The sequence below is a fragment of the Methylophilus sp. 3sh_L genome (assembly GCF_046766015.1).
Classification (GTDB): domain Bacteria; phylum Pseudomonadota; class Gammaproteobacteria; order Burkholderiales; family Methylophilaceae; genus Methylophilus.
This window is the reverse complement of the sequence record NZ_JBKOUF010000001.1, coordinates 1-19,096: the sequence shown is the minus strand read 5'-3', so window position 1 is coordinate 19,096 and position 19,096 is coordinate 1. Positions and strand designations below refer to the sequence as shown.

At 48.8% G+C, this 19,096-nt stretch carries 13 protein-coding genes and 1 pseudogene; 6 read left to right on the top strand and 8 right to left on the bottom strand.

Annotation, left to right across the window (positions count from 1 at the left end):
- Positions 1-26: 26 nt before the first annotated feature.
- Positions 27-773, top strand: a complete 747-nt coding sequence (locus ACIDF8_RS00070; RefSeq protein WP_412008616.1) for a tetratricopeptide repeat protein — start codon at positions 27-29, stop codon at positions 771-773.
- On the opposite strand, the gene vapC is transcribed toward ACIDF8_RS00070, so the two are convergent.
- Positions 770-1,177 (bottom strand): type II toxin-antitoxin system tRNA(fMet)-specific endonuclease VapC, encoded by a 408-nt coding sequence (gene vapC / locus ACIDF8_RS00065; protein ID WP_412008615.1) that lies wholly within the window; start codon positions 1,175-1,177, stop codon positions 770-772. The two genes, ACIDF8_RS00070 and vapC, sit on opposite strands and share 4 nt — an antisense overlap.
- A complete protein-coding gene (gene vapB, locus ACIDF8_RS00060; RefSeq protein ID WP_412008614.1) occupies positions 1,174-1,410 on the bottom strand; it encodes a type II toxin-antitoxin system VapB family antitoxin in 237 nt (78 codons plus the stop codon). Before vapB ends, vapC begins: the two co-directional genes overlap by 4 nt.
- Positions 1,411-1,558: 148 nt before the next feature.
- Between vapB and ACIDF8_RS00055 the strand changes: the two genes are divergently transcribed.
- Complete coding sequence (locus tag ACIDF8_RS00055) at positions 1,559-2,338, top strand: DUF1223 domain-containing protein (RefSeq protein ID WP_412008613.1); 780 nt, start codon at positions 1,559-1,561, stop codon at positions 2,336-2,338.
- A gap of 43 nt (positions 2,339-2,381) precedes the next feature.
- On the opposite strand, the gene ACIDF8_RS00050 is transcribed toward ACIDF8_RS00055, so the two are convergent.
- From ACIDF8_RS00050 to ACIDF8_RS00040, 3 genes are all read right to left on the bottom strand, one after another.
- Positions 2,382-3,500, bottom strand: coding sequence for a hypothetical protein (locus tag ACIDF8_RS00050; protein WP_412008612.1), 1,119 nt, complete (start codon positions 3,498-3,500; stop codon positions 2,382-2,384).
- Positions 3,501-3,504: 4 nt separating this feature from the next.
- Entirely contained in the window at positions 3,505-5,694 is a 2,190-nt protein-coding gene (locus ACIDF8_RS00045) for a sensor histidine kinase (RefSeq protein ID WP_412008611.1), read from the bottom strand.
- A gap of 74 nt (positions 5,695-5,768) precedes the next feature.
- Complete coding sequence (locus ACIDF8_RS00040; protein WP_412008610.1) at positions 5,769-7,349, bottom strand: DNA cytosine methyltransferase; 1,581 nt, start codon at positions 7,347-7,349, stop codon at positions 5,769-5,771.
- 52 nt (positions 7,350-7,401) lie between these two features.
- Between ACIDF8_RS00040 and ACIDF8_RS00035 the strand changes: the two genes are divergently transcribed.
- On the top strand, positions 7,402-7,878 hold the full coding sequence (locus ACIDF8_RS00035) for a very short patch repair endonuclease (RefSeq protein ID WP_412008609.1): 477 nt from the start codon (positions 7,402-7,404) through the stop codon (positions 7,876-7,878).
- On the opposite strand, the gene ACIDF8_RS00030 is transcribed toward ACIDF8_RS00035, so the two are convergent.
- On the bottom strand, positions 7,875-8,567 hold the full coding sequence (locus ACIDF8_RS00030) for an NrdJb (RefSeq protein ID WP_412008608.1): 693 nt from the start codon (positions 8,565-8,567) through the stop codon (positions 7,875-7,877). The two genes, ACIDF8_RS00035 and ACIDF8_RS00030, sit on opposite strands and share 4 nt — an antisense overlap.
- A 202-nt stretch (positions 8,568-8,769) precedes the next feature.
- A complete protein-coding gene (locus tag ACIDF8_RS00025; protein ID WP_412008607.1) occupies positions 8,770-10,935 on the bottom strand; it encodes an adenosylcobalamin-dependent ribonucleoside-diphosphate reductase in 2,166 nt (721 codons plus the stop codon).
- Between the two features lie 464 nt (positions 10,936-11,399).
- Here ACIDF8_RS00025 and waaA point away from each other — a divergent pair, with 464 nt between their 5' ends.
- Positions 11,400-12,665, top strand: a complete 1,266-nt coding sequence (gene waaA, locus ACIDF8_RS00020; protein WP_412009621.1) for a lipid IV(A) 3-deoxy-D-manno-octulosonic acid transferase — start codon at positions 11,400-11,402, stop codon at positions 12,663-12,665.
- A 1,136-nt stretch (positions 12,666-13,801) separates the two neighbouring features.
- Here the strand turns inward: waaA and metH are convergent.
- Positions 13,802-17,590 carry a methionine synthase gene (gene metH, locus ACIDF8_RS00015; protein ID WP_412008606.1) on the bottom strand — a complete coding sequence of 1,263 codons (3,789 nt, stop codon included), beginning with the start codon at positions 17,588-17,590 and terminating at the stop codon, positions 13,802-13,804.
- A gap of 230 nt (positions 17,591-17,820) precedes the next feature.
- Here metH and ACIDF8_RS00010 point away from each other — a divergent pair, with 230 nt between their 5' ends.
- Entirely contained in the window at positions 17,821-18,189 is a 369-nt protein-coding gene (locus tag ACIDF8_RS00010) for a CidA/LrgA family protein (RefSeq protein WP_412008605.1), read from the top strand.
- Positions 18,182-18,922 (top strand): annotated as a pseudogene (locus ACIDF8_RS00005) (LrgB family protein). Before ACIDF8_RS00010 ends, ACIDF8_RS00005 begins: the two are co-directional and overlap by 8 nt.
- The last annotated feature ends 174 nt before the right edge of the window (positions 18,923-19,096 follow it).

Here is a 19,096-nt window from a genome sequence, read left to right as displayed (position 1 = left end):
CTCACACCACGCAAGGAACACGCATCATGCAGATTGAAACAAAGCGCTTCACCAGGCGATTGTCTAAAAACCTGTTCAGGGCGGTGATGCTATTCGCGCTGTGGGCGGTGAGCCTGGCGCAGGCCAACACCCTGGAAGAAGCCAAGCAAAAGCTTATGCAAAAAGACTATGCCGGTGCTCACGCCATTTACTTGTCACTCGCCAACCAAAACGATGCCAAAGCCTGCTACAACCTGGGCCTGATGTACCAGAATGGCGACGGGGTGACTCAAAGCATGGATGAAGCAGTCAAGTGGTATACCAAGTCGGCAGACCTAGGTTATAAAGAAGCACAGTACACGTTAGGCTCACTGGTGTTTCAGCGCATGATCCAAAGCATCACTTACCCGCAAGCGGTAACCTATTATGAGCAGGCCGCCAAGCAAGGCCATGTGAAATCGCAACTCAACTTAGGGATGCTGTATTTGCGCGGTGAAGTTATTGCACAAGACATGCCTGCCGCCGTGCATTGGTTGAGCCTGGCAGCGAGCAACAATAATAGCGAAGCCCAGGGCTATCTGGCTGAGCTCTACCAACAAGGGGCTGGCGTTGAGCAAGATACCGTCAAAGCGGCGATGTGGTTGATATTGGCGACGCAAAACGAGGACCAGCACTTTATCAATCGCCACCGAAAAATGCTGAGTTATCTTTATGCGCAAATGACTGAGGAACAAAAGACCTCCGCCAAACAATTGGCTGCACAGTGTAAAAGCCAACAGCTGCAAGGGTGTTAAGGCAGGGCTACCCAATTTTCAATTTGCAGTGATGGCACTTTTGCAAACTCTTTTTCATTGTTAGTCACCAAAATCAAGCCCTCACTGCGTGCATGGGCTGCAATATGCAAATCGTTCACACCAATCGGCTCGCCCTTTTTTTCTAATGCGGTACGGATTTGGCCATAATGCTGAGCGGCCTTTTCGGTGTAGGGCAGCACGCTTAACCGGCTACAAAAGTCTTCTACCACAGCCAGGTTTTCAGCAGGTTTACTGCTTTTTTCTGCGCCATGCATCAACTCCGCCAGCGTAATCACCGAAATAGCCATGCGCGTTGCGTTGGCATTAAACACGCCCAATACCTCAATCGGGCGGCGCTTAATCACATAGATGACAATATTGGTGTCGAGTAAATAAGTAATCACTCAAACGATTCCCGGTCTTGCTGAGTTTGGCTGGCGCGCTCTGGCATAAAATCATCGCTCACCGTCACGGCAGCATTAAAAAAGCTATCCCAGGTTTCAGCAATCGGTGTGATGATGCGCTCGTTACCACGTGCACGCACGTTCACCAGTTTCACATCCTCTGGCAAACGCATTTCAGCAGGCAGGCGTACAGCTTGCGTGCGATTGTTAATAAATACAGTGCTTGTAGCCATCTCTCATCCTCCTCGCCTTAGCGTATATAGCATTAGTGTATAGCAAGAAAAATAAAGTTGCAAACCATGACAGCACGGGCACAAATACGTGTAAGGGATAGCTCGGTGACACGACCAATCCACTCCAGCCAATTGATGGAGTCTCGTTATGAAAAAACAACCTCTGCTCACCGCATTATGCGCAACCGTATTCGCGTCAAATGCCATCGCGCAACCACCATGCACTGCCGTCAGCGGCCCCCAAACCAATGCGCTAGTTGAGCTATATACCTCAGAAGGCTGTAGCAGTTGCCCAACCGCTGACCAGTGGTTAACGCGCCTAAAAGCTCAAGGCAATCAGATGGGCAACATCGTGCCCATAGCTTTGCATGTGGATTATTGGGATTACATAGGCTGGAAAGACAACTTTGCCAACCCTGCCTTTGCCAGGCGGCAACGTGAAATGGCCGCCTCAGGGCATGCTCGTGGTGTGTATACCCCACAAATTGCCATCAATGGTCAGGATACCCGCAGTTGGGTAAGTGAATCGCGCTTTAAGAATGAAATTGCCAGCATCAATCGCATGCCTGCCAAAGCCGAGATTCGCCTGGCAGTTAGCTCCCCCACGGCTAAGTCGCTGCAAGTATCCACAAACATCAAAAGCGCCGAGGCAGGGCCACTGGTCTATTACCTCGCGCTACAAGAAAACAACCTGCAATCCACCGTCAATGCAGGTGAAAACCGTGGCGAGATACTGCGCCACGATTATGTCGTGCGCCAGTGGTTAGGGCCGTTTAAAGTGGGTGCTGAGGGAAAAATAAGTGCCAGTCATGAAATTCAGCTTCAACCAGTTTGGAAGCAGCGTGATCTTAGCGTGGTGGCTTTTGTGCAGAGTCCTGCAACGGGGGAAATTTTGCAAGTACTCGCATTAGGCTTTTGTGAAGACTAGTTTACTCTGAGTTAATACACTCCGACCCCGATTATTTGATTGGTCACTCAAGATGGTGAGAGGGATAGTCTGGCGAACCAATTCTACTAAAAAACCCGCCCAACCGTTCAACCAAAGCCGGTAAAAATTCTGGTGCCAATGTGGCGAAACGTTGACTGTTCAATGATGCTAACAGCTCTTCTGATTTTTTTTCCGACCGAATGCAATCAAATCTGACAAACCATGGGCCTTCAATATTTCCATCCTTGTTAAACATTGGAGGTAAGAAATGTATAACGTTCTTTGATCGATGCTTAATAAAGCTTGAAATTTTATTCTTTGCCTTTTCTACTGTTTTTTTATCCTCAACTGTAAGATTAGCATGAGCCTCATTCCATTCGACTGATATATCTTCGCACTGCGCCAACTGAAGCGTTATAGATTTATCACTATGTGCGATATCGCAGCGTGGTGTAACAACAATTTCTATTGCTCCGGATTCATTTCTAATCATATCTCCGGTAGATATGACACTCGAAGAGATTGCTGGCACAAAATACCACTCTTCGGAATGAGCCACCTCGTTTGTTGACTCCAATAGATCAGCATGCAAATGTGAGACGAAATGCCGGGTAAGCGCTGAAATTAACAAATCTGAATTTGCACCTGAAAATCTAGAATGAGTGCTCCAATTTTTCCATCTTGGCCAAATCGACCCATGAAATGTTAGTGCAATTTTGGACCGAATGATTTCTCCAACTTTCTGGATGTGAAATAGCATTTCACCTTGACCTTTAAGCCACTGCATTGGGGTTTCAAGTCCATCATCTTTAGGAATCACCTCTATTTTGCTTGTTCCATTAGGAAGCTGTGCCTCTTCTGGCTGACCTGTATAAATTGCCACCGCTGCCATTTCAGCATTAGCCAGAAGTTTCACCACTTCGTTACCATCTGCATTGTGATGCCCTCCCCCTCCAGGGACTTTCAGGCGTAAATCTACGATTGCCGCATCAAAATTTGTGGCAACTATTGCCTCTTTTGCGAGCTCAAATGACTCAGCAAAAGTTGGGATAATTTCAAAAGATTTGTCATCCTCTGCATTGTGCCGCTCGAAATGCTTACCCCACTCATTAATTGCGGCAGCATCATCCTCTACAATTAGCAATCGTATTGAAAATTTCACTTTTCTAATCTCCCATTGGTATTTTTATTAAGAACTTAGTGAACTCAGATGTTTCATCGAAAAATAAATCACCTTTACTTCTTCGCAAAGCCTCTTTTGAAATGGCCAATCCTAAACCTGTTCCATCAGATTTGAGAGTAAACCCAACGTCAAATAACCTCGAAAAATATGACTCATCAACTACGGGCCCATTGTTTTCAATGCCAATGGTAATCAATTTGGGAGTACAAGAACAATCAATAGAAATACGTCGCTCCCCCTCAATCGTAGACACCCAATGAACAGCATTATCAATAATGTTTAATAAAGCGGCTTGGAAATCAGACTCATAACCATGTGAGGTAAGACTTTTATTAACTTCGACGGAAACCCGGATATTATTTTCAGCAATAGCGTCTTTAAACAGATCTAAACAGCGAGTGACAATTACGTTAACATTGAAATTGGAAGGCCTTCCCCGCTTACGACCAGAAAGGGGATCCAACTTCCTTAGCAACTGACCCAACCCTTTTACACCTTGATACACAGTTCCAGCGTTGTCTGGTAATTGCTTTAAGTATATTCGCCCTCTGTTGCTATCCTCAGAAGCATAACCAACACCATCCATCAAGGCTTTAGCTGATGACATAACAGGGTTTATTAACCTTCGTCCCTCATGAATAACCTCAGCTACCACCAAACCTAGAGCTGAGCGTGATTGCAATATTTGCTGATATTCATCAATTTCAGATAATTCAATAGCCAGATTACTGGCATCTCTTTTAATGGCAGTCTCTATTTTTTCTCTGAACTCTAAAGGCAGAGCACGAGCAGCTCGTGTAATATTCTTCAAAGTGGCTGTATCTTTGACTTTAGCAAGATCTCCTTTGACTTTACGACTAAGTCCGGCCTTGTCTCGAAATTGGAATCGACGCTCTTCAGCATGCAACAAAAGATTTCCTACAAGTCGTTTAAGTCGCTCAAAGGCACCATTATGCTCCAAACCCTCCCTGCTACTTCTTTCATACAAATGGGAAACTCTTTCGTCTTCAATATCTAGATACCCGGATACTTGAGTAAGGCCCAGTCGCTTGGACGGGTCTTGGACACGTTGTCTTTCGAGCTCAAGCCAATCGAAATCCGGAGCACCATAAGGCCTAATTCTAAAGCCTCGTCTAAAAATAGAAATGCCTGCATTCTCAGTCAAGATTCTTCTAGCAACCATTACTCCAATATGGCCAAAATTTATTCCCATTCTTTCAAATAGTGCTTGAACAGCCTCTTTTTCTCGATCATAAATATTAATTGACACAGAAAAAGGTCCGCAATTAAACTCTTCCTCGGTTAAAACCAAGGGGGGAATTTGAATGTGCTGTATAGCATTGTCACCTCTAGAAATTATAAACTCACCGACGAACGCGCCTTGAGCATCAAAACTTCCCTTAAGAAAATAATCTGCATGATTTTGCAGGCCAAAAGGTCTTATTAAGAAAGGGTCATTATCGCCTTCAGACTCATGGGTTATTGGATTGACGTTTAATGTTTCCAATAAGCTTTGACCATCAAAGCCGCTATTATCCTCTGTAAAGTCACTGATATCTAACCGAATACGGAAGTTGGATATTTCATCTTCAATGGGGGAGGCAACTCGTTTTAACTCTCGTATTAGAGTCTCAAGATTTTTTTTTGTCCAATTATCTCGCAGATCCGAAATTGTTAGCTTTATACCCGTATGTAACTCGGCATCAGGATCATTCCTTATTTCACTTAAAACATCTAATTCAACTTCATCCAAGTATTTTGAAGACTCGAACCAACTCCAGTCAATTTCCACTTTACTAATTTGTTTTACTTTACCTTCAAGTTCATAGACGCTTTCCAAAACCGTAAATCCGCCTAGCCTGGATGCGGCAAAACGACCGATGCCTTTTGCACCCAACATCCGGCGACCTAATGGGCTTGTTCGTCTCTTGAGTTTTTCGTCAGTAGCAGGTTCAAACCATTTATTAATGATGTCATCCTCAGACATCCCATGACCTCCATCCGTCACAATAATTGAATCAGATATGGAAGGTGGTGTAATTTTTATTAAAATATAGGGAGAATCTGCATCATATGAATTTTTAACAAGCTCAATCAATGCGGCCTCTGGCCCACTTATTAGCTGATCACCGATTGTCCTTATAATTCGAGCACGAGGGCGAAGTTTTGCCATAACGAATCCATTATTTTATTTTTGACTTCAAGAGTCTCTTACGATTCAAATCAAATCAGGATATGGTAAATAAGTCAAATTTCTGTGATATCTGAATTTTCTTTATCTAGAAAATTCGCGACTATTTCTCCAATTTTCCGAGCCAAGAACGGCGGAACAGCATTACCGGCTTGATGGTATTGTTGAGTTCTATTACCTTGAAAAAAATAATTATCAGGAAAAGTCTGGAGTCTAGCTGCCTCTCTCACAGTAAGACTACGGCATTGTGCTGGATCAGGATGAATAAAATAATGCCCATCCTTAGATATATGACTAGTGACAGTCGTAGAGGGCCTATCATAGAGCTGAACCCTGAAACGATCGGCAAACTTTCCTGTCTCCCAATTGTCGTGATTGGGCTTCAATCCTTTGAGATTAAATTGCTCATGCCCTTTGGGTGAAATACCATTTACCTTAGCAAAAGATGAAGCATAAATATAGCGTCTTAAATCGCTAGTCATATGCCCTCTAGTCTCATGATTTAACCAATGAGTGAGTCTATCATCTCGGTACCATTGATGCAGGTCAGATGTACCCCAATGATTGTTATCCGTAATTTTTAATCGAAGTGCTCCATAATCAATATGTTTAGATAACTTTTTAGCAGCTTCTTTAAAGACTTTAGCAAGCTCACTTAAACTTTCATTTAGCTCGGCCTCTGCATGAAGCTCTTCAATATGTTTGTTTACAACCGCTTGCCAGTTTCCAGAACTATCCTCTCGCTTACTCAAACGGCTCCGCAAAGCCGGTAAATTACCTATAGCATCCTTAACCGATAAAATCGAATCACTTTTTTTGAGCTGACCGGGACGATTATTCAGATCCTCTCGAACCCCTATTAAAATAACCCTATGGCGTGCCTGCGGGATACCATAGTCCTCTGCTCGAATAATGAAATCATGCACGTTGATGGAGTTAGGATCCATACCTCGTTTGAATACCGTAGGTAAAGTAAGAGAGTAAATCTTATAACCGACATCACACTTATGCCCTAGTGCGGAATCAGGATCACTCAAGTCCTGCAAAATTGAATGGAATATCATTTTCCCTTCAATTTTTGAAGAGAGAATACCTTTAACATTTTCCATAACAAATACTGCTGGCTTGTATTTCTGAATAACTTTGAGATACTCGCGATAAAGATAATGCCTATCATCTTCTTCGGCCTTATATCCTTCTTTACCTCGATTACGTGCTCGACCAACAAGCGAATAAGCTTGGCATGGTGGACCACCTATCAAAAGCCAAGGCTTCGCTTTACTCAAACCAGCTTTATCAATGATGCTGTAAAGCTTTTTATTGTCTGCTTCAATGCCAAGAGTTAGTTGCTGAGCCTCAATGCATGCATGTTCCCATGCAGATAACGTGTTGTCATCGTAAGGTTTTAGCGTTATACCATTACAAAAGTTGTAGTAGCTGCTAAGGGCATCCACGCCTTTTAACTTGAGATTGCGATAAAACGCCCGCAATTTAAGCGTACTGTGAGCTGCGCCATCCATTTCTGCCGAAACAAGAATTTTAAAAGCCTTCCCATCGTTAACAGACGAGAATCCTTCCCCCAAGCCTCCCGGGCCAGCAAAAAGATCAACAATTGGAATGTAATTAGATTGATGCATGAACTGCTATAGTTATTTTAATTAGATGTCTTAATTCGCCAAGTTACCAAGAATGATAGATATAGTCGATACCCAAACACGCTCTCGCATGATGTCTGGCATAAGAAGCAAAAATACCAAACCGGAAATTATTGTGAGAAAGTTTTTACATGCGAACGGCTTTAGATATAGGTTGCACGACAAAAAACTTCCAGGCAGGCCAGATATAGTTTTACCAAAGTACAATTTGGCAATTTTTGTACATGGTTGTTTTTGGCACAGACATACCGGTTGCCGCCTTGTTTCTCAACCAAATCAAAACCAACAAAAGTGGGAAGAGAAATTTAAACAAAATATTGATCGGGATAAAAAACATATAGCCGCTCTATCTTCTGCAGGATGGAGAATTTTAATCATTTGGGAGTGTGGTCTTCGGAAAGCTAATCCTGATCTTTTATGGCTTCCAGAGTTTGTGAAAGGCCATCAAAAACTTTCAGAATGGCCCTGCATCAATGGTGAAAAAGAGGCCGAAGCCCCTTTTCTAATTTAACCGCACTTACTATCCCCACAATTCAAGCAAGTCATGCAGCCATCCATCAGAATACTTGCTTTGGTATTACACTTTTTGCAAAGCTGTGCACCTTTTGGGAAACCTTCGTCGTTTGATTCTTCACCTGACTTGGCGTTTTTTTCCAGGTATTCGGCTTTTTTCTCTTCAACCAGTTTTTGCTGGTGTTCGTCTAAGCCTGGCTTTTTCAGCATGCCGATTTCTTGCAGGTGTTTTTCTACCACTTCACCAATCTCGGCCACCAGGCTGGGCACAAATTTGCCGCCTTTTTTGAAGTAGCCGCCGCTAGGCTCAAACACGCTTTTGAGCTCTTCAACCAAAAAGGTGACATCGCCACCTTTGCGGAACACTGCGGACATGACGCGGGTGAGCGCGACTATCCACTGGAAGTGCTCCATGTTTTTGGAGTTGATGAAGATCTCAAACGGGCGGCGGTGCTCTTGTGGCGTGCCTTCGTACATGATGACGTCGTTGATGGTGATGTAGAGCGCGTGCTCGGTCACCGGCGTTTTGATCTTGTAGGTGTTACCCACAAGCATATCTGGGCGGCTTAATGGTTCGCCCATTTGGATAACATTCGTGACAGGCGCTGCTGCGGCCTCGGCTGCTTTTTTGTCTTCATCGGTCACCAGTTTGTAGGCGGTGATTTTTTTGTCGATCTTGATTGCCATGTTGTTCTCCCTATTGGAGTAATCAGTTCTTTATAAATTCAATCATTAAAAATAGTGCAATTTAGACAGAGTCAAACGAAGCGAGTGAAGTTAAGACTAGGCGCGTTTGGATTTTTAACCGGAGTGTACAAGTAGTACATGAGGATTAAAAATTCAAACGCAACAACGTATTAACGAACGCAGTCGTTTGAAATGGCTAAATTTAGAATTTGCCGTAATATCCTTCTTTAAACGCGTCAAACAGGTTGGCGGCAGTGTGGATTTCTCCATCGTACTCAATCTCTTCGTTGCCTTTGGCTTCGATCTCGGTGCCATCTTCCAGCGTGAACTTGTACGTGGTGCTCTCTAAATCTTTCTCGGTCACCAATACGCCCTGGAACGCTTCAGGGTTGAAACGGAAAGTCGTGCACCCTTTGAGGCCTTTGTCATACGCGTAGAGGTAGATGTCTTTGAAATCCTCAAAGTCGTAATCGGTAGGCACGTTGATGGTTTTGGAGATGGAGCTATCAATCCATTTTTGTGCCGCTGCCTGAATATCCACGTGGGCCTTGGCCATGATGGTGGATGAATCCAGGAAGTAATCCGGCAATTGCTCTTCTGGCTTGTCGCTAAACGGCATGGCGTTCGGGTTCACCAGTTCGCGGTAGGCAAGCAGCTCGTAGCTGAACACGTCCACTTTCTCTTTAGACTTTTTGCCTTCACGGATCACGTTACGCGCATAGTGGTGGGCAAAGCTAGGCTCAATACCGTTGCTGGCGTTGTTGGCCAGGCTCAGTGAAATCGTACCCGTTGGTGCGATAGAGCTGTGGTGCGTGAAACGTACACCTTTAGTCGCGATCTGGTTACGCAGGCCTTCCGGGAACTGCTGCATGTAGCGGCTGTATTTGCCCAGCAATACTTTACCCGCCAGTTTCTGGCCAACCTTGATACCGTCAGCCGCCATTTCTGGGCGCACGCGCAACATATCGGCAGTGACTTCAAACTTCTCATCCATGATCGGTGCAGGGCCTTTTTCTTCAGCCAGTTGCACGCCGACTTCCCAGCCCACTTCGGCCATGATGCGGGTCACTTCTTCAGTGAACTTCACAGAGTCTTCTTCACCGTATTTCATTTTGAGCATGGTGAGTGTTGAGCCCAGGCCCAGGTAGCCCATGCCGTGGCGACGTTTGCGGGCGATTTCCTGGCGTTGCTGCTCTAATGGCAAACCGTTGATTTCGACCACGTTATCCAGCATGCGGGTAAACACGGCCACCACATTGCGGTATTCGTCCCAGTCAAAATGCGCGTTGTCGGTGAAGGGCTCGCGTACAAACTTGGTCAGGTTCACTGAGCCCAGCAGGCAGGCGCCGTAAGGTGGCAATGGCTGCTCGCCACATGGATTGGTGGCGCGGATGTTTTCGCAGAACCAGTTGTTGTTCATTTCGTTAACGCGGTCGATCAGGATAAAGCCTGGCTCGGCAAAGTCGTAGGTGGAGGACATGATGACATCCCACAGACGGCGCGCCTTGATAGTTTTGTAAATGCGGCAAGCCACTTTACCGGCTTCTGGGCCTTCGGTTTTGGTCAGATATTTACCTTTGATGGGCCAGTCACGCCACACCACTTGTGACTCGTCGTTGACATTGAGGCCATCAATAATGGCTTCTTTTTCAGTCACAGGGAAGGCCAAACGCCATTCGGCATCGGCTTTCACCGCTTCCATAAATTCTTTGGTGATCAGACAGCTGAGGTTGAACTGGCGCAAACGGCCGTTTTCGCGCTTGGCTTTGATAAAGTCAGTCACGTCTGGATGCGAAATATCAAAGGTCGCCATTTGTGCGCCGCGACGGCCACCGGCAGATGACACGGTGAAACACATTTTGTCGTAGATATCCATAAAAGAGAGTGGGCCGGAAGTGTACGCGCCAGCACCGGCGACAAACGCGCCTTTTGGACGCAGGGTGGAGAACTCGTAACCAATGCCACAACCGGCTTTGAGCGTCAGGCCTGCTTCGTGCACTTTGCCTAAAATATCGTCCATGCTGTCTGCAATGACGCCAGACACGGTGCAGTTGATGGTAGAGGTAGCGGGTTTGTGCTCTAACGCGCCCGCATTAGAGGTAATGCGGCCTGCCGGAATCGCGCCACGACGCAAGGCCCACAGAAATTTTTCGTGCCATTCGTGCTTTTTTTCTTCGGTGGTTTCGACGTCCGCCAGCGCACGGGCGACTCGGCTATAAGAGTCGTCCATGTCTTTATCGACATGTTCACCCGATTTGGTTTTGAGACGGTATTTCTTATCCCAAATGTCGAGCGAGACAGGCTGCACGGGAATCTCCACAGCAACTCCTTCTGACTGGACTTTCTTTTGTTCAACGGCTTTCAGCATCGAGTTCTCCCACACCTTGGTGATTCTTATTGGTTTTGAAACTTGGTTAAATCTATGTTTTAAGACTAGGTTTTAAGGCTATGCTTTAAATCTAGGCTTTTTTACAAAAGCAACCGCCACAGCAGAGGTCATGCCGAGACGGGATGCGCTTTGAATCGGGGCCGGTGAAAAACAAGCGTTATCGTGTAATTATGCTGCTTGTATTGCCTGCACAGCGATGTGTGTACAAGCACCGACTAAACACAATATCTTGTGTTGCTGGCAATAATTTATGCCTATAGCTTGTTGCCGTCAACCGATTTTTTGCGCTTTTTTTAATGCTTTTTTTTCGCTTGGCATCTTGCATTTTTTTAAGCGTGATAGAAACAGGCGCTACGGCATAGGTGAGTCATCACTCACCTGCTGTTGGCGGTGTCTGCAATACGCAACAGGTCAGCGCTGGGCAAATATGCGAAAATACCGCCATGCCTAGATTTGTGTATACCCTGCTCATGACCGTGGTCGCCGCCCTGCTGCCACTCAAGCTATTCTGGCGTAGCCTCAAGCAGCCGGAATACCGTCAGCATGTGGCTGAGCGCTATGGTTTTTACCGACAAGCGGTGCGCGCGCCACTGATCTGGGTACATTGCGTCTCGGTGGGCGAAACACGTGCCACTCAACCGCTGATTCACGCCTTGCTGACGCGCTATCCGCAACACCAGCTCCTCATCACGCATGGCACACCCACGGGCCGCGAGACCAGCAGCCAGTTATTTAAGCCAGAGATTGCCAGTAGCCGCGTATTGCAGGCGTATTTGCCCGTAGATACACCCGGTGCGGCCAAACGTTTTTTGGCGCACTTTAACCCGGTATTAGGTTTGTTGATGGAAACCGAGCTATGGTTCCACCTAATTGACCAGGCCAGCCGCAAAGCCGTGCCCATGGCGCTGCTCAGCGCCCGCCTCTCAGAAAAATCCGCACGCGGCTATGCCAAACTCGGCAGCCTCACCCGCCAAGGCTTGCACCAACTCGCCCTGGTCGCCGCCCAAACCGCCGCCGATGCCGAGCGCTTGCAAGCCTTGGGCGCGCAACACCCCATCATTTGCGGCAACCTTAAATTCGACGTTCACCCACCAGCGGACAGTGCTGAAAAAGGCAGTCAACTACGCAAACTCTTAGGTGAAAATCGCACGGTATTTATGGCAGCTAGTACGCGTGAAGGCGAAGAGTCACTGATTCTGGATGCAGTTAAAGACAGCAACGTATTGCTGCTTTTAGTGCCACGCCACCCGCAACGCTTTGCCGAGGTGGAGTCGCTATTGAAATCGCGCGGTTTGCGTTATGTGTTGCGTACCGAGCTGACCCACCCATTAAATGCGGATGTGCAAGTGGTGCTGGGTAACAGCATGGGCGAAATGTATACCTATTATGCCGCCAGCGACTTTGCTGTGATGGGCGGCAGCCTGCAACCGCTAGGTGGGCAAAACCTGATTGAAGCGGCAGCCATGGGCGTGCCAACGATATTGGGGCCACATATGTTTAATTTTGCGCAAGTAGCGCAAGCTGCTGTGCTTGCAGATGCGGCGGTGCAGTTAAGCGAAGTAAGTGAGTTGCATGGCATGATTGCAGCACTGGCAGCTGATCAAGTGAAATTAGCGACGATGTCACAGGCAGCGAAGGGGTTTACCTTGCAGCATAGCGGGACAACAGAAAGGTTGATGGCAGCAATTAGCGTACTGCTAAAAAAGTAACTCTTTAGTGAGATGCTTAGTCCCTTCGATATTTCTTGATTATTGTGGCGATTTATTTCGCCTGTAGGCGACCATTCTTTCTTATGCTTGTCCATAAGAAAGAAGGCAAAGAACAAGACACCCCAGCTTCCGCTTGTTTCCTGCGTTGCTCGTCAAAATAAGCGCTCGCAGAACTCATCCTAGCGGCCTGCACAAGACGCAGGCCGCCGCGGGATTCGAACAGCCGCTCGCTTCATCTTATTTTGCCTGCGCTACTCGGCGCGGCAGATGGGGACCCCGAACACCTACTGTGCGCCATCGATTTGAGGATTAAGCAAAGGACTTTGATTTTTGAACCGTCCAAAATTCCGCAATTTGAGTTTGGCGAGAACCATCCCATTCCATCACGCTGAGTAGCGGAAACAAAGTAAGAAAGAAGGGAGCGACTGTTTGAGTTCCGCGGCAGCTTGCGGGGTATGCAAGCTGCTAGGACGAGTTTCGTGACCGCTTACTTTGTTGAGCAACGCAAGGGAGCCGCGAGGCCGTGATGGCTGGGCGCCCTCTTCTTTGGTTACTTTCTGTGGGGCAAGCAACAGAAAGTAACTCGCCTACAGGCGAAAGAGTACGTAACAAACTATCACCCAGCACCCGCGTGGGCATGCATGCCCACCCTACCTCCTGCGCTACTCGGCGCGGCAGATGGGGACCCCGAACACAGAACGAATGCACCCGTTTGAGCCCTTAAGAATAGAATTTGAATTTTTAACTATTCCAAAGTTCTGCAATGCTCGTTTGGCGAGATAAATCCCATCCCATCACGCTTGATTTCATTGCTCGGCAGGCGGAATAAGGTTGCAGCTTGTTTGAATCCCGCAGCAGCTTACGCTTTGTGTAAGCTGCTAGGTTGAGTTCTGCAACCGCGACTGACGAGTAATGAAATCAAGGGAGCCTTTAGGCCTTGATGGCTGGGTGCCCTCCTCTTTGGTTACTTTCTGTGGGGCAAGCAACAGAAAGTAACTCGCCTAGAGGCGAAATAAAACCTAACAAATAAACACCAATCCTCCGCGTGGGCATATATGCCCACCCTACCGATTTGCGACCATAGCAAGCAACAAAAAAGGCGTACTTTTCAGTACACCTTTTCAATCACACATCAGCTAGCCTAGATTCGGCGCTAACCACCTTTCCAACCAACCCTTATCCACGTTCCGTCTCTTCGCCATGTCTTCCAGCTGGTCATTGCCAATTTTATCCACACTAAAATACCTGGATTCAGGATGCGCCAAGTAGAAACCACTCACAGCCGCTGCCGGGATCATGGCATAGCTATCGGTGAGTTGCATGTCGATCTCAGTCGCTTGCAGTACCTTGAACATCTCTGCTTTGACCGTGTGGTCCGGGCAAGCAGGATACCCTGGTGCCGGGCGGATGCCTTTGTATTGCTCCTTGATCAACGCTTCATTGCTCAAGTCTTCATCCGCGGCATAGCCCCACAAGTCTTTACGCACGCGCTCATGCATGTATTCGGCAAAGGCTTCGGCCAGGCGGTCGGCCAGTGACTTGAACATGATGGCGTTGTAATCATCATGATTTTTTTCGTAGTCTGCCAAGCGTTTTTCCATACCCAAACCCGCCGTGACTGCAAACAGGCCGATGTAGTCATCCGTGCCTTTAGGCGCGATAAAGTCGGCGATGCACTGATTAGGTCTGGCAACGCCATCGATCACCGGTTTTTGAGTTTGCTGACGCATGCCGTACCAGGTGAGTGCCACCTGGCTGCGGGTATCGTCAGTATAAATCTCGATATCGTCCGTATTTACCTGATTGGCTGGCAACAGGGCAATCACGCCATTGGCAGATAACCAGCGACCATCAATAATGCGCTTGAGCATCACTTGCGCTTCAGCAAACACTTTGGTGGCGGCTTCGCCGACGACTTCATCTTTTAAAATCGCGGGATAAAAACCGGCCAGGTCCCAGGTCTGGAAGAAGGGGCCCCAGTCGATATATTGCGCGATAAGAGCGAGGTCGATGTTTTTGAACACGCGGCGGCCAATGAATTTGGGTTTTACCGGTGCATTGCTGCCAGTAAATTCCAGTTTGGCGCCGTTGGCACGTGCATCGGCCAGGCTCAGCATGGGCACGCCTTTTTTATTGGCGTGCTGTTGACGGGCTTTTTCGTAATCGGCCTGGATCTCGGCCAGATAAGCGCCGCGTGTTTCTGGCGTCAGCAGGTTTTGCATGACGCTGACGGAACGTGATGCATCCGGCACGTAGATGACCGGGCCTTCGTAGTTAGGCGCAATCTTCACCGCGGTATGCGCACGGGAAGTAGTGGCACCACCAATTAGCAAAGGCGTCTGATTTTCAACAAAATGCGGGTCGCGTTGCATTTCTTTGGCGATGTAGGCCATTTCTTCCAGTGACGGCGTGATCAGGCCAGACAACCCAATAATGTCGGCGTTCTCACGCTTGGCCATTTCCAGAATTTCAGCCGCAGGCACCATTACACCCATGTTCACGACTTCGAAGTTATTGCACTGCAACACCACGGAAACAATATTCTTGCCGATGTCGTGCACATCGCCTTTCACCGTGGCAATCACCACTTTGCCCTTGGGCTTTGCAACCATGCCGGTGCGGCGTTCTTCGGCGGCTTTTTCTTCCTCGATAAACGGAATCAGGTGTGCCACGGCGGATTTCATCACACGCGCGGATTTCACCACCTGCGGCAGGAACATCTTGCCTTGGCCGAACAGGTCACCCACCACGTTCATGCCATCCATCAATGGGCCTTCAATCACATGAATCGGGCGGCCGCCCTTGCTCATGATGTCCTGACGGACTTCTTCAGTGTCGGCAACGATAAAGTCAGTGATGCCATGCACCAGCGCATACTCCAGGCGCTTGGTGGCGGGCACTGGGCTCTCGGGCGTACCGCGCCAGGCCAGGGTGGCTTCGGCCTTTTTGCCCCCGGCGACCAGCGTGCCTGCAATCTCAATCATGCGCTCGGTGGCCGCTAATGGATTAGCCGGGTCTACCACGCGGTTGAGCACCACGTCTTCCACACGCTCGCGCAACTCGGGGTCAATGTCATCATAGACGCCGACCATGCCGGCGTTGACGATACCCATGGTCATGCCCGCTTTAATCGCGTGATACAGGAACACGGTATGAATGGCTTCACGTGCAGGCTCATTGCCGCGGAAGCTGAAGCTGACGTTGGACACGCCGCCGGAAATACGCGCATACGGCAGGTTCTGCTTGATCCAGCGTGTGGCTTCGATAAAGTCTACGGCGTAGTTGTTGTGTTCTTCAATGCCGGTGGCAATGGCGAAGATGTTCGGGTCGAAAATAATATCTTCTGGCGGAAAGCCGGTGCTGACTAACAAATCGTAAGCGCGCTTACAGATTTCTATTTTGCGTTCAAAGGTATCGGCCTGGCCCTTTTCGTCAAACGCCATGACGATGACCGAAGCGCCGTAGCGGCGGCACAATTTGGCCTGGCGTAAAAATTCAGCTTCACCTTCTTTCATCGAAATCGAGTTGACGATGGCCTTGCCTTGCACGCACTTCAGGCCGGCTTCAATCACACTCCATTTTGAGGAGTCGATCATGATGGGCACGCGGGCAATATCTGGCTCGGAAGCGACCAGGTTGAGGAAATGCGTCATGGCCTTGACCGCATCCAGCATGCCTTCGTCCATGTTGATGTCGATGACCTGGGCGCCGTTTTCCACCTGCTGGCGCGCCACGCTGAGCGCTTCTTCGTATTGCTCGTTGATGATCATGCGCGCAAACGCTTTGGAACCCGTCACATTGGTACGCTCACCGACGTTCACAAACAGCGATTGCTCATCAATCACAAACGGTTCCAGGCCAGAGAGCTTGGTCGTCACCGGTAAAGTTGGCACCTGGCGCGGCGGCAGGTCTTTAATCGCGTTGTAAATGGCGTTGATATGCGGTGGTGTGGTACCGCAGCAGCCCCCGGCAATATTGATAAAGCCGCTTTGTGCAAACTCTTTCACCAGGCTGGCGGTGATGTCGGGCGTCTCATCAAAGCCGGTATCAGACATCGGGTTGGGCAAACCTGCATTTGGGTAAATACAGACAAAGGTATCCGCCACTTTGCTCAGCTCTTCCGCATACGGACGCATCAGTGTGGCACCCAGCGCACAGTTGAGGCCAACGGTCAGCGGTTTAGCGTGGCGCACCGAATGCCAGAAGGCGGTCACGGTCTGGCCTGAGAGAATACGGCCAGACGCATCGGTCACCGTGCCCGAGATCATGATCGGCCAGGTCTTACCCTGTTCTTCAAAGAAACTGTCGATGGCAAACAGCGCGGCTTTACAGTTGAGCGTATCAAAAATGGTTTCCACCATCAGAATATCTGCTCCGCCGTCGACTAGACCGCGGATTTGCTCCAGGTAAGAAGCCACCAGCTGGTCAAAATTGACATTACGCGCAGCCGGGTCGTTCACATCCGGTGAAATCGAAGCAGTTTTTGGCGTCGGCCCCAAGGCGCCCGCCACGAACCGCGGTTTGTCAGGGGTGCTGTATTTGACGCAGGCGGCCTTGGCCAGCTTGGCGGCCTCAACGTTCATTTCATACACCAGGTGCGCCATGTGGTAATCGTCTTGCGCGACGCTGGTAGCCCCAAAGGTATTGGTTTCAATGATATCCGCCCCGGCCGCCAGGTACTTCTCATGGATTTCCTGAATCACGTGTGGCTGGGTCAAGGTCAGCAACTCGTTATTGCCTTTGACAAACAGTTCACGCTCGCCAGCAGGCCCTTGAAAATCCTTGAAGCGTTCGCCACGGTAATCCGCCTCGGTCAGCTTGTATTGCTGGATCATGGTCCCCATCGCACCATCCAGAATCAGGATGCGTTGGGAGAGCGCCTCACGGAGCCATTGTTCAGTCGCGGAAACCGGCAGTTGCGTCATGAGTATCAACTTGAAAACAAAAGCGATATTTTATCACAAGGCTGGGGCGAGCCTTTGCTATAGGGCGCCCCATCAATCTCAGGCAACCGGGCATCCCTCCCGCCCATCCCTAAACCGGATAGCCGAATTAAAAAAATGTCTTTACCATGTCGGTCATTCACTGCAATACAGCGCGCTGCGCGATTGTGTAATTAACCCCGCGTGAATCACGCAAAAAAACGGATCAACACATGATTTCAGGCTTGGTACAACTGTTTTTATGGCAAGGGCTGGGCGAGCTGCTCAGCAAATTCTTTTTACCAGGCATCCCCGGCCCGGTGTTAGGCCTGCTGCTCTTGCTGGTATTTTTATGTGCCCGCGGGCAAGTGAATGCCGACCTCGGCCTGGTGGCTGACAGTTTCCGCCAGCACCTAGGGCTGTTGTTTGTGCCCGCCTCGGTCGGCGTGCTGCTGTTTTTACCTGAACTGCAAACGCATGCACTGGCAGTAGGCACCGCCCTGCTGGTGAGCGTGATTCTAACCATCGCCGTGACCGCGATTGTGCTCAAGGTTTTCTGGTATATCTCGCTCAAACGCCAGAAAGGGCACCGCCATGAATAATCGCTTACCGATTTCTGAAATATGGGTTTATCTCTCTGGCGACCCGCTGTTTGCGCTGATTATTACGCTGGCCAGCTACCAATTGGGCTACCTGCTGTATGTGCGTGCCAAACGCAACCCGCTGGTCAACCCGGTGGCGATTTCGGTGCTGCTCACCTGCCTGACCATACAATTGCTGGAGATGCCCTATGAAAAATATTTTGAAGGGGCACAGTTTGTGCACTTTTTGCTGGGCACAGCCACGGTGGCACTGGCAGTGCCCATTTATAACGGCTTCAAGCGCATGCAGGGCAAGATTTTCCATATCTGGGCAGCGCTCACGGTCGGCAGCACAGTGTCTATTGTCAGCGCAGTCGCGATCGCCAAATGGATGGGCGCAACAGACAATATTGTCGGTAGCATGTATGCCAAGTCGGTCACCGCCCCCATCGCCATGGGGATCGCCGAGCGCCTGAATGTGTAGCCGACACTCACCGCAGTGTTTACCGTCATCACCGGCATGCTGGGGGCGATTCTGGCGCCGTACATTCTCAATACCGTTAAAGTTCAGCAGTGGTGGATACGCGGCACGGCGATTGGGGTGGGCGCGCATGGTCTGGGCATTACACGTGCTTTTAGCGTCAATGAAGAGGCCGGGGTGTTTGCCAGCATGGCGATGGGGTTGAATGGCGTGATCAGCGCCATTGGCTTGCCGATTGTGTTGACTTATTTACGCCCGCATTTGGGGTTTTGAAATACAAGCTGAAGGCGCCATCAGGTATTTGGGTATCTATGTCCACGCGATGTATTTTTGAAATATGTGATGTTCTCTTTCGCCTGTAGGCGAGTTCCTTTTCTTTGCTTGCCCAAAGATAAAGTAACCAAAAGAAAGTGCACCCCAGCTTCCGCTTGTTTCCTGTGCTACTCG

Excerpts from the sequence above, each read along its gene's own strand:
- waaA (WP_412009621.1), top strand. The coding sequence starts at position 11,400 with ATGCCTAGATTTGTGTATACCCTGCTCATGACCGTGGTCGCCGCCCTG.
- ACIDF8_RS00035 (WP_412008609.1), top strand. The coding sequence starts at position 7,402 with ATGATAGATATAGTCGATACCCAAACACGCTCTCGCATGATGTCTGGC.
- metH (WP_412008606.1), bottom strand. The coding sequence starts at position 17,590 with ATGACGCAACTGCCGGTTTCCGCGACTGAACAATGGCTCCGTGAGGCG.
- ACIDF8_RS00055 (WP_412008613.1), top strand. The coding sequence starts at position 1,559 with ATGAAAAAACAACCTCTGCTCACCGCATTATGCGCAACCGTATTCGCG.
- ACIDF8_RS00025 (WP_412008607.1), bottom strand. The coding sequence starts at position 10,935 with ATGCTGAAAGCCGTTGAACAAAAGAAAGTCCAGTCAGAAGGAGTTGCT.
- ACIDF8_RS00040 (WP_412008610.1), bottom strand. The coding sequence starts at position 7,349 with ATGCATCAATCTAATTACATTCCAATTGTTGATCTTTTTGCTGGCCCG.
- vapB (WP_412008614.1), bottom strand. The coding sequence starts at position 1,410 with ATGGCTACAAGCACTGTATTTATTAACAATCGCACGCAAGCTGTACGC.
- ACIDF8_RS00045 (WP_412008611.1), bottom strand. The coding sequence starts at position 5,694 with ATGGCAAAACTTCGCCCTCGTGCTCGAATTATAAGGACAATCGGTGAT.
- ACIDF8_RS00010 (WP_412008605.1), top strand. The coding sequence starts at position 17,821 with ATGATTTCAGGCTTGGTACAACTGTTTTTATGGCAAGGGCTGGGCGAG.
- ACIDF8_RS00030 (WP_412008608.1), bottom strand. The coding sequence starts at position 8,567 with ATGGCAATCAAGATCGACAAAAAAATCACCGCCTACAAACTGGTGACC.
- ACIDF8_RS00070 (WP_412008616.1), top strand. The coding sequence starts at position 27 with ATGCAGATTGAAACAAAGCGCTTCACCAGGCGATTGTCTAAAAACCTG.